10 protein-coding genes are annotated in these 13,339 nt (G+C 73.8%); 4 read left to right on the plus strand and 6 right to left on the minus strand.

Features of this window, described 5'->3' with window-relative positions; translation table 11 throughout:
• The first annotated feature begins 134 nt into the window (after nt 1-134).
• The 4 genes from ACFC1F_RS22565 to ACFC1F_RS22580 all read left to right on the plus strand — a co-directional run bounded on the left by ACFC1F_RS22565 (nt 135) and on the right by ACFC1F_RS22580 (nt 4,098).
• On the plus strand, nt 135-437 hold the full coding sequence (locus ACFC1F_RS22565) for a hypothetical protein (RefSeq protein WP_376160668.1): 303 nt from the start codon (nt 135-137) through the stop codon (nt 435-437).
• Between the two features lie 272 nt (nt 438-709).
• A complete protein-coding gene (locus ACFC1F_RS22570) occupies nt 710-877 on the plus strand; it encodes a hypothetical protein (RefSeq protein ID WP_209417231.1) in 168 nt (55 codons plus the stop codon).
• A gap of 99 nt (nt 878-976) precedes the next feature.
• Complete coding sequence (locus ACFC1F_RS22575) at nt 977-2,884, plus strand: BTAD domain-containing putative transcriptional regulator (RefSeq protein ID WP_376160670.1); 1,908 nt, start codon at nt 977-979, stop codon at nt 2,882-2,884.
• A 218-nt stretch (nt 2,885-3,102) separates the two neighbouring features.
• Nucleotides 3,103-4,098 carry a helix-turn-helix transcriptional regulator gene (locus ACFC1F_RS22580; RefSeq protein WP_209417230.1) on the plus strand — a complete coding sequence of 332 codons (996 nt, stop codon included), beginning with the start codon at nt 3,103-3,105 and terminating at the stop codon, nt 4,096-4,098.
• Between the two features lie 37 nt (nt 4,099-4,135).
• On the opposite strand, the gene ACFC1F_RS22585 is transcribed toward ACFC1F_RS22580, so the two are convergent.
• From ACFC1F_RS22585 to ACFC1F_RS22610, 6 genes are all read right to left on the minus strand, one after another.
• Nucleotides 4,136-5,938, minus strand: coding sequence for a DHA2 family efflux MFS transporter permease subunit (locus tag ACFC1F_RS22585; RefSeq protein ID WP_376160672.1), 1,803 nt, complete (start codon nt 5,936-5,938; stop codon nt 4,136-4,138).
• 41 nt (nt 5,939-5,979) lie between these two features.
• Complete coding sequence (locus ACFC1F_RS22590; protein ID WP_376160674.1) at nt 5,980-7,173, minus strand: hypothetical protein; 1,194 nt, start codon at nt 7,171-7,173, stop codon at nt 5,980-5,982.
• Nucleotides 7,170-7,808, minus strand: a complete 639-nt coding sequence (locus ACFC1F_RS22595) for a hypothetical protein (protein ID WP_376160676.1) — start codon at nt 7,806-7,808, stop codon at nt 7,170-7,172. The genes ACFC1F_RS22590 and ACFC1F_RS22595 overlap by 4 nt, the downstream gene beginning before the upstream one ends.
• A 14-nt stretch (nt 7,809-7,822) precedes the next feature.
• Nucleotides 7,823-10,138, minus strand: a complete 2,316-nt coding sequence (locus ACFC1F_RS22600) for a beta-ketoacyl-[acyl-carrier-protein] synthase family protein (RefSeq protein ID WP_209417228.1) — start codon at nt 10,136-10,138, stop codon at nt 7,823-7,825.
• Nucleotides 10,138-11,178: an aminomethyl transferase family protein gene (locus ACFC1F_RS22605; protein WP_376160678.1), complete on the minus strand. Its 1,041-nt coding sequence runs from the start codon at nt 11,176-11,178 to the stop codon at nt 10,138-10,140. The genes ACFC1F_RS22600 and ACFC1F_RS22605 overlap by 1 nt, the downstream gene beginning before the upstream one ends.
• A gap of 69 nt (nt 11,179-11,247) precedes the next feature.
• Nucleotides 11,248-13,302 carry a GNAT family N-acetyltransferase gene (locus ACFC1F_RS22610; protein WP_376160680.1) on the minus strand — a complete coding sequence of 685 codons (2,055 nt, stop codon included), beginning with the start codon at nt 13,300-13,302 and terminating at the stop codon, nt 11,248-11,250.
• Nucleotides 13,303-13,339 lie beyond the last annotated feature (37 nt).

The raw sequence follows: 13,339 nt of genomic DNA on the forward strand, positions 1-13,339 counted from the left end.
CCGTGTCCTATTTTCCGCGGCGGGCTTGTTAAAATTTTGTCTAATAATTGTGGGGGTTACACCTTTATTCACTTGCAAAATCGCTACAACCCCGACCGGCCCGAGTACCGAATTCCGGCGCTGAAGATGGAGATATGTACCTCATCCATGTGCGCCTGCGGGCCTCGGGCGGCGCGACCGCCCCGCCCGGCCTGGCGGGAATCATCAGCTCCTATGCGGAAGAGCGCGACGGCCTGGAGCACGTCGCGGTCCATCCGGACGGGTCCGGCGGCGTGACGCTGGGGATCTTCAGCCTTGCGCCCGCCCTGGCGGAGGCCGAGGCCAGCGCGGCGCGGCTGTCGGCCCGCGCCGTGGCCGACCACCCCGGCCTGGCCGGTTTCGCCGTCCTGTCCGTCGGTGCGGCCCTGGTCCCGGGCCCGTGGTGGGACGCCTGCTGACCGGTTCGGGCCGGCCGTCACCGACGGCCGCAACCGGGTACGTCACCGCAGGTCGGAGCGGGTTTCCCCACACCGCTCCCGGGGGCCCGGCGCCGGCCGCCGAAGGCCCGGGGTGGACGGCTTAGGACAGTGCATGTTCCGTCCAGGCGACGCCTGTTCCCACCGGCCCGGCGGTCCAGCACAGTAGAGGTGTCGGCAGGGAGCGAACGCCGGCGAAGGCCCCGGGAAATCCCACCCGGGAAGAATGCGGAAAACCAATCGAGGAGAAATCCATGCTGGCCACCCGTGTCTCCAAGTTCGTCGCCCTCGCGCTCATCGCTTTCGGCGCGGTCACCGCTCAGGCGGCTTCCGCGGACTTCTCCAAGAACGCCTCGCACGAGAGCGCCGCCGTCCAGATCACCACGAACAACGACCGTGACGACGACGTCACCTGGGGCTGAAGGCCCCGGAAATGACGAACACCGGCCGGATGTCACGAAGATGACCGACAGCTCCCGGGGAAGGGCGCTGCATTCGGGCGAAGCAAAACGGGGGCGAAGATGATGGAATTCCTGGTCCTGGGTGCGCTGGAGACGCGCCAGGCAGGCGAACTGGTGGACGTCCGGGGCATGCGGCAGCAACGGCTCCTGGCCCTGCTCCTCCTCAACGCCAACCGGGTCGTTCCGATGGACGTGCTGGTCGACGAGCTCTGGGAGGACCCGCCGCTGTCGGCCCGGCCGCAGGTGCACAACGCGATCCGCGACCTGCGCCGCGTCCTGTCCGCCTCCAGCGAGTGCCGGCTGGTCACCGTGGACGTCGGATACCGGCTCGTCGTCCCCGAGGACGCCGTCGACGCACACCGCTTCACCAGCCGGGTCCGCGAGGCCAGGGCGGCGGAGCGCGAGGGCCGGCCGGCCGAGACGATCCGACTGCTCCAGTCCGCCGTCGACCTCTGGCGGGGCGACGCGTTCGCCGGAATCCACTGCCCCGCCGTCACCGGCGCCGCGGTGAAGCTCAACGAGCAGCGGCTGACCGCCGTCGAGGACCTCATGGCGCTGCGTCTGCACGTCGGTGAATCCAGCTCCCTGGTCGGCGAGTTGCACGCGCTCCTGGCGGAGTACCCGCTCCGTGACTCGCTGCGCGCCAGCCTGATGATCGCGCTCTACCGCAGCGGCCGGCAGGCCGACGCGCTCGCCGTCTACGACGAGGGCCGGCGGTTCCTCGCCGACGAACTCGGTCTCGAACCGAGCCCCCAACTACGTGCGCTCCACTCGGAGATCCTCGCCGACGCCCCCGGCGTCCACGGGCCGACGGGCCCCGGAAGCACGATCGACCGCGCCGCGGCGGCCCCCTCGCCCGGACCGGACGGCCGCCCGGCGCCCGCCGAGGCCGCGCCGCCGGCGCCGCGGAACCACCGGAACTGCCTCCCGCACGACCTCACGGACTTCACCGGCCGCACCGCCGAACAGGACACCCTGCTGGGCGCGGTCGGCCTCGGCCCCGCCGGCACGCCCCTGATGCTCGCGATCGACGGCATGGGCGGGGTCGGCAAGACGACCCTGGCGGTGCACGTCGCGCACCGGGTCACCCCGCAGTACCCGGACGGCCAGTACTTCGTCGGGCTGCACGGCTTCAGCGCGACCCGGCGGCCGCTGCCGCCCGAGCAGGCGCTCGCCACGCTGCTGCGCGCCGACGGCCTCGGTCCGGACGAGATCCCGAACGGCCTGGAGGAGCGCAGCGACCTCTGGCGCTCCCGGCTGGCCGGCCGCCGCTGCCTGGTCGTCCTCGACGACGCGGCCGACACCGCCCAGGTCAGGCCGCTGCTCCCGGGCACCGGCGGCTCGCTGGTGCTGGTGACCAGCCGGCGCAAGCTCACCGCGCTCGACGGCGCGCTGACCCTCCCGCTCGACGTGCTGCCGCCCGAGGACGCGGTGACGCTGTTCGGCCGGATCGCCGGTGAGCACCGGGTGGCCCGCGAACCGGCCCGGGTGGCGGAGGCGGTCGAGCTCTGCGGCCACCTGCCGCTGGCCGTCCGGATCGCCGCGACCCGCCTGCGCGACCGTCCGGCCTGGGACGTCGCCGACCTGGTGGACCGGCTGGCGAGCTCGGCGCGCCGCGCCCGCTGCCTGCAGACCGCCGACCGCGACGTGATGTCCCTACTGCGGGCGTCCTACCAGCACCTCGACGGCGCCCAGCAGCGCTTCAGCCGGCTGATCAGCCTGCACCCGGCCGCCTCCTTCGACCTCGACCGGGCGGCGGCCATCACCGGACTGACGGCCGACGAGGTCGAGTGCCACGTCGACGTGCTCCTGGAGAACAACCTCATCCGGCAGGAGGCGCCGGCCCTGTTCTCGTTCCACCGTCTGGTCCGGGACTGCACCCGCGAGTTGCTCGTCGAGGGGGCGGTCGCCGAATTCCCCCCGGACGCACTCCCGGTGGGGCGGCCGGCCCTGCTGGACGCGGTGTAGCAGGGGGGGATTCCCGGCCGTCGGCGGAGCAGGCCGAAGGACCCGCCGCCCGTACCCGTCGACCGCGCACCCCCCTCCACCTCGGTGTTCGTCCCGCCGTCCGTCCGGCCCACGAGGCCGACATCTTCCGGGAACGCCGGAGTCAGCACACGGCTACTCAAGGTCAGTAAGCTCCCCCCCAGATGAATCGCTGGCGCTGATCGAGGGGGTTCGCATCAATGCTGGATGTCTTGGGACTGGACGCCGAGGCGGAGGCCATTTACCGGGGAATGCTCAGCAATCCCCGGGGTGGTGTCGCGGCGCTCGCAGCCGGACTGGGAATGACCGAGGAGCGGGTCCGCACCGGCCTGGACCGGCTCAGTGAACTCGCGCTGATACAGCCCTCGGCCCGGGAGGGGATAGGTTTCCGGGCGGTCGGCCCGGAAACCGCGATGGAGGTCCTGCTGGCCAGGCAGCAGGCGGAGTTGGCGGCCCAGCAGATGCGGGTCGAGGCGTCCCGTGCCGCCGCGGCCCAGTTGATCGCCGAGTGTTCGGCGCTGCGTCCGGCCGCCACCGACGAGGCGTCCGAGCAACTGATCGGGCCGGAGGCGATCCGCGAACGGCTGGCGGAGCTGGCCGGATCGGCCCGGCAGGAGGTCGCCACCTTCGCGCCGGGCGGCGCGCACACCGAGGAGGACCTCCGGGCCAGCCGGCAGCCCAACTCCGCCTTACTCGAACGCGGGGTGCAGATGCGGACGGTCTACCTGGACAGCGTCCGCAACCACCGGCCCACGCTCGACCACGTGACCTGGCTCAACTCCCACGGCGGGCAGGTGCGCACCGTCCCGGACCTGCCCATCAGGATGATCATCTTCGACCAGCGCCAGGCGGTGCTGCCGATCGACACCGACAACACCCGGGCCGGTGCGGTGGTGCTGCGCGGTGCCGGGACGGTCGCCGCCCTGTGCGCGCTGTTCGAGAGCGTGTGGACCATGGCCATCCCGGTGGGGGACACCCCCAAGTGCGACGCCAACGGGATGCCGCCGCAGGAGCACGCCGTCCTCAAGATGCTCGCCCAGGGCTACACCGACGAGGCGATCGCCAAGCGGATGGGCGTCTCGCCACGGACCGCCCGGCGGTTCGCCGCCAACCTGATGGAACGCCTGGACGCCCGGAGCCGGTTCGAGGCCGGGGTGCACGCCGTACAGGACGGCTGGCTCCCCGCCACTCGCTGACTCCGGACGTCCCGACGACGCCTTCGGGCAGCAGGCGTCAGGCGTTCGCCCCGCTCAGGCGCGCCTCCCGGCGGTCCGCCGCGAGCAGCGCCAGGGCGGGGACCAGCGTGAGCGCGTAGACGCCCAGCAGCCAGCCGAAGGAGTGCGCGAAGGCGGCCGGCACCAGTCCGTGCCGCTCCTCGGCGGCCTGGGTGAGGACCACCGTGACCACCGCGATGGCCAGCGCCCCGCCGATCCGCTGGGTCAGGTTGAGCTGGGAGGAGGCGTCGGGGATGGACTCCTGACGGATCGACTGGAACGCCCGGGTCATCGTCGGCACGATGGTCAGCCCGGTGCCGAGGCCGCGGACCACCAGGCTGGCGCAGATCAGCAGGTAGGACGTGTCCGAGGTGAGTGTGGTCAGCGGGGCGGTGGCGAGCATCGTGAGCGTGATGCCGATGACGACGGTGGCGCCGCCGCCCAGCTTCCTGAGCAGGACGCGGGACAGCCAGGCGGCGGTCACCACGCCGAGGCCGCCGGTGGACATCAGCAGACCGGTCGTCACGGAGCTCTCGCCGCGCGCACTCTCGAAGTACAGCGGGATGAGCATCATCGGCGAGTACAGCACGAAGCCCAGGCAGAACACGTTGATCACGGCGGTCGCGTAGACGCGGTTCCGGAACAGGCGCAGATCGAGCAGCGGGAACCGGGCGCGCAGCTGGCGGACGACGAACACCGCGCCGCTCACCACGGCCAGGGCCAGCGGGGCCAGCAGGACGGGGGAGGCGGTCACGCCCTTGTCGGCGAACTCGTGGATGGCCAGCACCGTGCAGACCGTGCAGGTCGCCGAGGAGAGCAGGCCCACCACGTCCAGCGGCCGGGCGCCCCGGCCGTCCGGCGCGTCCTTGCGCACCCAGCGGAGGGTGACCGCGAACAGGGCGACGCAGAGCGGGATGTTGATCAGGTAGACGGCGGACCAGCCGCCGGCCGCGACCAGCAGGCCGCCGATGGTCGGTCCCAGCAGCGGACTGATCAGCATCACGCTGCCGTTCAACGCCTGGACGCGGCCCAGGTGTTCGCGCGGGACGCCGCGGGTGAGCAGGATGGTCGACACGGGCGTGAGCACGCCGGCGGCCGCGCCGGAGAGGCCGCGGGCGGCGATCAGCTCGGGGAGCGTCTGGCTGGCCGCGCAGCCGGCCGATCCCAGGGCGAAGAGGGCGGTCGCGGTGGCGAACACGCGCTTGGCGCCGAAGCGGGTGGCCAGCCAGCCGGTGGCCGGCATGACGGCGGCGAGGGCGATCAGGTAGGCGGTGACCACCCACTGCACCTGGTTGATGCCGCCGAACCGGGCGGTGGTGTCCTCGATGGACACGTTCACGATGGTGGTGTCGAGCAGGGCGAGGAAGCCGCCGGTGATGGCCGCGGCCATGGTCAGGAGGGCGGAGGCGGAGGGGCCGGAGGAGTCGGGGGCAGCCTCGGCCCCGGTCTTGGACCCGGTCTCGGTCTCGGCCTTGGGCTCGGGTCCGGTCTTCGGCACGGCTTCTGACGCAGCGTCAGGGATTGGCTCGGTGGCTGCTTCGGGAGCCGGTACGGAGGCCTTCCCGGTGGCGGACTCCTCGGTGTCGGCCTTCGCAACGGCGGTCTTCCCGGTGCCGGTCTTCGCGGCGGCGGCGGGCTTCCGGCTCCTCTTGGCGGCGGCCTTGCGGGTGGTGGTCCGCTTGGCGGGGGCCTTGCGTGCGGCGGGCTCGGAGACGGCCTCGGCCTGGGCGGCCGGCTCCTTCGCCGGGGCGGGGTCCGCCGGGGGTTCCACCGGTCCGGGCGGGCTCGGGGCTTCCTTGGTGCTCAGCTTGGTCGTCGGCATCTTCGAACGTCCTTCATCGTCAGCAGGGTGGTTGAGCCACGTCAGTCCGCGTCGGCGAGGCCGCGCTGGACCTCGTCGAGGACCGCCTCGGCCGCCTCGCGCGCGCCGGGGCGGTTCCGGCAGGAGAGGGTCACTTCGGTCCGGTCGTCGATCTGGCAGGTGCTGAGGAACATCTCGGCGTAGGGCACGAGCATCGGCAGCGTGAAGTACTCGGTGGGCCGGAACCGGTCGGTGCGGTAGAGCTCTGTGTCGATCCGGCCGTGGTCGGTCAGGATCGCCGTGCAGGGGAACGTGTTGCCGTCCAGCTCCTGGGCCTCGCGCAGCGAGTTGGCGAACGGGTTGCTGCGCAGGAAGTCCCGGTCCAGTACGGCCACTTCGCGCTTGCGCAGCATCGCGGCGAGGAGCTGGCTGTGCACCCGGTTCCAGCTGTCGTCCCGGTGGAGGTCGAGGACCAGCTGGGAGGTCAGGTTGGCCGTGGAGCGCACCGAGCGGTCGTGCCGGCGGAGGTCCACCGGGACGATCAGCCGGCCGGTGTCGGTGGCCAGCCGGCGGGAGACGGCGGCGGCCACCCGGGCGGTGACGGCGGACGGGCAGGCCCGCACGCTCCGCCGGAGCCAGAGCGGGGTGCCGTCGGCCGGGCCGCTGCCGAGGACCGCGGGGAAGCCTTCGACCCGGGCGGGGGCCGGTGCGGGGCGCACGGTGCCGGCCGCGGTCCGGAAGTGGGTGTCGTCGACGGTGGCGGCGGCACCGAGCGGCTCCTCGCCGCGCAGCACCCGGAACACGTCCTCGATCCAGTGCCGCAGCCCCCGGCCGTCCGTGACGATGTGACTGGCCCGCACGACCAGCCGGGTCACCGGCCCGTCGGCGAGGCCGACCTCGCAGACCGGACCGGCCACGACGTCCAGGTCGCGGTGGAAGAACGGGTGGTCGAACCCGGCCTGGGCGGGCAGTTCGACGACCGGCGGGGCGGTGCCGTCGGAGCGCCAGGACGCCCCCCGCCGCCGGACCGCGAGGCCGGGGCCGGCGAGGGTGGCGGCCCGGACCGCCTCCCGGAGGTCCTGCGGGTCGATCCGTCCCTCGCCCTCGATCACCATCTGGATCAGCTGGGGCGTCCCGGTCGCCGCGGCGTTCAGGTAGCCGCGCTCGATCTGCGAGATCCGGCGGGTGTACGGGCGGGCGGCCGGGCGGGCGGCCGTCGCGGTCGTGGTCGCGGTCGTCGTCGCGGTGGCGGTCATGCTGCTGGCTCCAAGGTCAGGGCGTCGGTGCGGGTGGCGGGCGCGGCGGGGCGGTCCTGCCACCACCACCGCACCGGGGCGGCCGCATCGGTGGCGAGGGCCAGGTGCAGGCCCCGGCCGAGGTCGGCCGACCGGACGAGGTACCCGGTGTTGGTCGGGCGCCAGCCCGGCTGCCAGGCCGGCAGCCGGACCCCGGCGAAGGTCTCCTTGCGGATGTGCGAGGCCTTGATCAGTGCCTCGCACTCGGCGAAGTCCCGCATCGTGGCCGGTTCCCCGGCCGGTCTGCCGAGCAGGTCGCCGAGCCACTGCATGGCGGCCGGGCGGTCCCGGTGGTCCTGGAGGTCCACCCCCACCTGCGGGCCGGTGGAGAAGGCGACGGTGCTGTACTCGGCGCAGTGCGCCACCGAGGCGGTCAGGCCGTACGCCGGCAGGCTCCAGCGCCGGTGCTCGTCCCGGGCGAGGTCCCGCCCGGTGACGGTGAGCCCGTACAGGCGGGCGGCCGCCCCGGTGATCAGCCAGCGGCCGGCGTCGTTCAGGCGGTGGCCCATCCGGTCCCGCGGCAGGTGGGGGTGGCGGGTGACGAGGCAGTCGATCACCGCCCCGTCCGCCCGGCCCTCCCCCGACGCTGCGTCCATCGGCGCCGTGCCCATCAGGACCTCGCGTCGAACACTGCCGCGGCGTAGCTGCCGCCGTAGGCGAAGCTGGACAGCAGCAGCCGTCCCTGCGGCTCCCCGCCGCCGAGCGCGGCCACCAGGCCGAGCGCACCGGCGCTGCCGTAGGTCTCCCCGAGCAGCGCCTTCGGCGCCACGGTGGGGCGGTCGGCCAGCCCGGCCAGGCCCAGGGCCCGGGACTGCGCGAGGTCGACCAGGCTGTAGCCGGAGGCGGCCGACACGACGGTGTCGATCTCCTCGGGCGAGGATTCGGCCTCGGCCATCGCGGCGCGCAGGGCGCGGGCCCAGGCCTCGCCGTCCCGGCCGAGCCGGCCGATGCCCACCGACTCGCCGGAGGCGCCGAAGCCCTTCACCGAGGCGAGGACGTCCGCGCCGCGGCCGGCGGCCGAGGCCTCGCTCTCCAGCAGGATCGCGGCGGCGCCCTCGCTGAGCACCGTCCCGGTGCGGCCGCCGGGGACGATCTCGGCGGTCCGCGCGTACCCGGGCAGCCGGGCCTGGGTGGCCAGGGCCTGCTCGGGGAACTCGTCGGCGACCACGACCATGATCCGGTCCGCGGCGCCGCGGGCGATGACCCGGGCCGCGAGCTGGAGGGCCAGGACCGAGCTGGTGCCGCCGTTGGCGATGGTGGCGGTGTAGCCGCGGTAGCGGTGCAGCATCGCGACGTGGCCGGCCGCCGCGTTCACCACGGTGTTGGCGAACATCGCCGGGTTGGCCCCGGTGATGCCCTGCTCCAGCACGCCCCGGTGGAACTGGAGCACCGAGGTCACCGGGCCGTAGCCGGTGGCGAAGACGATGCCGGTGCCCTCGGCCTCGGCCCGCGAGGGCTTGCCGTGCCGCTCGTACAGGTCGGCGACGGCGCCGGCGGCGAGCAGGCCCAGCGGGTCCATCCGGCGGGCCTTGCTCGGGTTGAGCTTGCGCGAGACGGCCTTGACGTCCACCCGGCCGATCGGCCGCTCGCCGACGCCCTCGACGTGCTGGAGGCCGGCGAAGCTCACCCGGCCCTCCGCCAGGGCGGCGGTGAGCTCGGCGGTGGAGCCGGCCGCCCCGGCCAGGCCGGCGACCCCGGTCACCACGACCCCGTGCACCGGGGCGGTCCGGCGCGGCGCCCTGGTCGGGCGGCCGGGCTTGTTCAGGACCACGGTGGCGTTGTTGCCGCCGAAGGCGAAGGAGTTGGAGGCGACGACCTCCAGCGCGGCCGGGCGGCCGGTGTCGGGGACGATGTCCAGCCCGAACGGGGAGGGCACGCCCCGGGTGTTGACGGTCGGCGGGATGACGCCGCGGTCGATCGCCATCGTGCTGACGATCGCCTCGACCGCCCCGGCGGCGCCGAGGGTGTGGCCGAGCATCGACTTGGTGGAGCTGGCCGGCGGCAGTTCGGAGCCGAACAGCAGCTTGACCGCCTTGGGCTCGGAGACGTCGTTGGCGGGCGTCCCGGTGCCGTGCAGGTTGACGTAGTCGACGTCCTCGGGGCCGAGGCCGGCCGTCTCCAGGGCCTGCGCCATGGCGGCGGCGGCGCCCTTGCCGCTCGGGTCCGGCGCGGTCTGGTGGTAGCCGTCGCAGGAGAGGCCGTACCCGCCGAGCTCGGCCAGGGCGCGGGCGCCGCGCTCGGCGGCCCGGTCCGCGGCCTCCAGGACCATGAAGCCGGCCCCTTCGCCGAGGGTCAGGCCGGTGGAGGCCGACATCGGGGCGCAGGGCTCCGGGTCGAGGGCGCCCAGGGCGCTGAACCCGTAGGCCGAGAGCTCGGCCAGCGGGTCGACGCCGCCGCAGATCACGTGGTCGACGTCGCCCTTCCAGAGCAGCTCCGCCGCGTAGCCCAGCGCCACCGCGCTGGCGGCGCAGGCGTTGGAGAGCACCACGCGCGGGCCGCGGAGGTCGAACTCGGCCGCGATGTAGTCGCCCACGCAGGGCAGTTGGGAGGCGGCGGCCTGCGGGGCGTCCAGCTCGCCGTTGTGCACCAGGCCCCGGTGGACGCTCTCCAGGGTCGGCATCGCGCCGAGGCTGGAGCCGACCACCACGGCGACCCGGTTCCGGTCGACCGTGTCCAGGTCGAGGCCGCTGGTGCGCAGGGCCTCCCGGATCGCGGTGGCGGCCAGCGCGTAGCAGCGGTCGAGGTCGGCCGGCTGCTCGCCGGTGACCATGCCGGCCCAGTCGGTCAGCAGCTCGGTGGTGTCGAAGAGGGTGTTGGTCTTGATGCCCGAGACCCCCTGGGAGATGGACGACCAGCTCTTCTCGACGTCGTCCCCGGCCCCGGTGATCAGCCCCAGGCCGGTGAGGGCGATGCGCTCAGTGGTCATCAGGAGATCCTCGTGGTGAGCGAGCGGGCGATGACGCGGGGCAGGGTGACGGTGCGCAGCGGGCTCTCGGCGCCGTCCTCGTTCTGCGCGGCGAGCTCCAGGCCGGGGACCCAGAACGGGGCGTTCAGGAGGGCGAAGACCAGCTCCTCGTCCGGGTTGGCGGACGGGGCCTGCCAGAGGACGGTGCCGACGCCCTGGCCGCCGGCGGTCACCTCGGTGCCGGCGGTGAACGCGGTGCCGGCCGGGGCGGCCAGGGCGGTCAGCCTGGCCAGCTCGGTGGTCGGCTTGACCAGGTCGTCCGAGCCGGTGAACTCGCCGATCCGGTTCCAGTCGATCATCCAGGCGAGGTCGGCCTCGTGGACCGGCAGGCCGGCGAAGCCGGCCGCGTAGACGGCCATGCCGGCCTCGGCCTGGACGCGGGCCAGGCCCTCCGGGCCGACCTCGGCGCCGCCCTCGGCCAGGACCGCGGCGACCGCGGCCTCGTGGGCGGCCTCCGGGGCGTTGGAGATGAGCAGGTAGCCGTACTCGCCGGTGGTGCCGACGCGGGCCAGGTGGGCCAGGGCGGTCGGGTCGGACGGCACCGAGGACTCGGTGACGCCGTGCAGGGTCAGGCCGGAGACGTCGAACTCGACGAACTTCGCGGCCGCCGCCCAGGCCCGCGGGCCCTCGAACGCGGTGGCGCCCCAGCCCTCGGGCTCGATCTCGACGGTGACGTCCCCGGTGGTGTCCAGCTCGTCGAGGTAGCTGCGCAGCGCCTCGGTGGTGATCGGGGTGCGCGGCAGCAGCCAGGAGTCGTCGCCGATCTCGAAGTGCAGCACGATCGCGAACGGGGTGCCGTCGGCGTTCAGCGCGAGGGCCTCGCGGACGGAGTCCGGCTCGACGTACTCGCTCGACTTGGCGAGGAACTGGTCGAGCAGGGTGTAGCGGTCGCCGCCCGAGACGCGCACCAGCGGGGAGCTGATCCGGTAGACGCCGATGGCGGTGCGAACGGTGGTGTAGTCGTCCTGTGCGGTGCGGGGCACGGCAACGGTCGTGGTCATGATGGGCGGTTTCCTCTCACGGGTTCGGTGTGGGGTGGTGCGCGGTGGTGCGTGGGGTGGAGCGGTGGATCAGAGGACGGGTTCGCGGTGCACGGCCAACTGCCAGGCGGCTTCGGCTCCGTGCGGGCCTGCGGCCGAGACGCAGCCGATGAGCAGGCCGGAGGCGGTGGTGCGCAGGACGATCTCCGGCTCGCCGGTACCCGGGTGGGCCGGCCGGACGTCGAGCCAGCTGCCGTCGGCGAGCCGGACTGCGGCGGCGGTGGCCCAGACCTGCCGGAACTCCGAGGAGTCGAGCTCCCACCGGGTACCGGCCGAGTCGAGCACCACGCCGGTGCGGGACGGGGTGTTCGGGGTGATCCAGAGGACGATCTCCTCCTCGGCGCCGGGGGCCCGGACGTCGACCCGGACGGGTTCGGCGGCGGACTCCGGCGCGGTGACCTCCCAGTCGATCCGCTCCTGCGGGGCGGACAGGCTGAGCGGGTGCTTCTCCTCCCATGCCGTGCCGGCCGGCACGCCCCAGCCGAGGCCGGTGGCGAGGCTGAACCGGCTGTGCTCGCGGGTGACCCACATCCCGGCCGTCCAGCGCGGGTTGCAGCCGAAGGCGCGGGTGCGCGGGTGCGGGCTGCGCAGGACCTTGACGGTGCCCTCGGTCCAGGAGGTGACCCCCGCGGCGGCGGCCCGCACCTGGAGCCTGCGGGTCTCCGCGGCCGGCCGGGCCGCCGCGGTGCCGCGTGCGGCGGCCCCGGTGGTGCCGGCGTCCGCGTCGCTGCGGAACACGGTGCGCAGCCGGGCCACGCCGTCCGCGTCCTGATCCAGGTGACGTTCGATCAGTCCGCTGTGGATCAGCCGGATCGGCCGGCCGGCCGGCACCTCGATCCGGGTCGTGCCGTCGCTCCAGGCCAGTTCGCTGCCGGCCGGGGCGACCTGGGAGGCCGCCACCACCTCGGAGGCGTCGCGGACGCCGATCCCGGTGCCGAGCAGGTGCCGCCCGGTGGTGCCGTCCGCCGGGTCGGACAGGGCGAAGGCGCCCTGCCGCAGCCCGATGGTCTGGAAGATCCGGCCGGGCCGGGTGGTGAAGGTGAAGTCCTGGCTCAGCACCCCCTCGGTGAGGGTGATGGTGCCGACGACCTCGTCCTCGCCGGACCGCTCGGCGACCCGGACCCCGTTCTCGACCGGGACGACGTCCAGGTCGCGCGGCTGGCCCTCGCGCCAGCCCGCCGACCGGTCCGCCTCGCAGCTGGGCCAGGTGGAGACGAGCAGCGGCCCGTGGTGGCCGGGCGAGCGGACGCTCACCGTGCCGTCGCCGCCGTCGACCTCGCAGACCAGGCCGTCGGACTCGAAGCGGTGCGGCTCGGCCTGCCGCGCGGTGCGGACCCGGTAGGGCGGTTCGGCGATCCGCAGCGGCCGGCTGGTCCCGTCGGGGGCGGTGAGCTCCGCGCCGAGCATCAGGCCGCGGTCCACGTCGATGTCCGCGTCGATCCGGTACTCGCCGAGGGCCAGAGCGTAGGCCACCGTGCGGACGCCGTCCAGCAGGCGGACGTCGGAACGGAGTTCGTCGTCACGGCCGCCGGCGACGCTGCCGAAGCTGCTCAGCCCGCCCAGGGCGGCGACGGCCTCGGGGTCGAGGTCGGCGAAGACGCTCCGCAGGATCAGCGGGATGTAGTTGTGCAGCTCGACGTTGCCGTCCTCGCCGGGCACGGTCTCGCCGACGGAGACGCAGCCGACCCGGCGGTACAGCTTGAACGCCACGGTGTTGGCCGGATTGACGGTCAGCCGCAGGACGAGGCAGCCGCACTTCATCATCCACTCGACCGCCTCGGTGAACAGCCGCCCGGTGATCACACCGTTGCGGTAGGCCGGGGCGACGAAGAACATGTCGGCGATGAGCTCACCGGCGCGGGCGGACCGCCGTCCGGTGCTGTGGAACAGCCCGAATGTGCCCACCACACGCCCGTCGTCGACGGCCACCAGGAACGTCGCGGTGTCCCGCTCGGCCAGCTCGCGCTCCAGTTCGTCGCCGCTGATCCCGCCGGCCACCGGGTTGGGGTTGTCGCGGTGACGGCCGTAGAGCTCTGCGATGTCGTGCGCGTCGCCCTCCTGGTACGGGCGGATCGTGATGGACATTCCACACCTCCTTGTCTTCTGGTTCCGCTGGGTGGGG

Source organism: Kitasatospora sp. NPDC056181, from assembly GCF_042266225.1.
Classification (GTDB): domain Bacteria; phylum Actinomycetota; class Actinomycetes; order Streptomycetales; family Streptomycetaceae; genus Kitasatospora.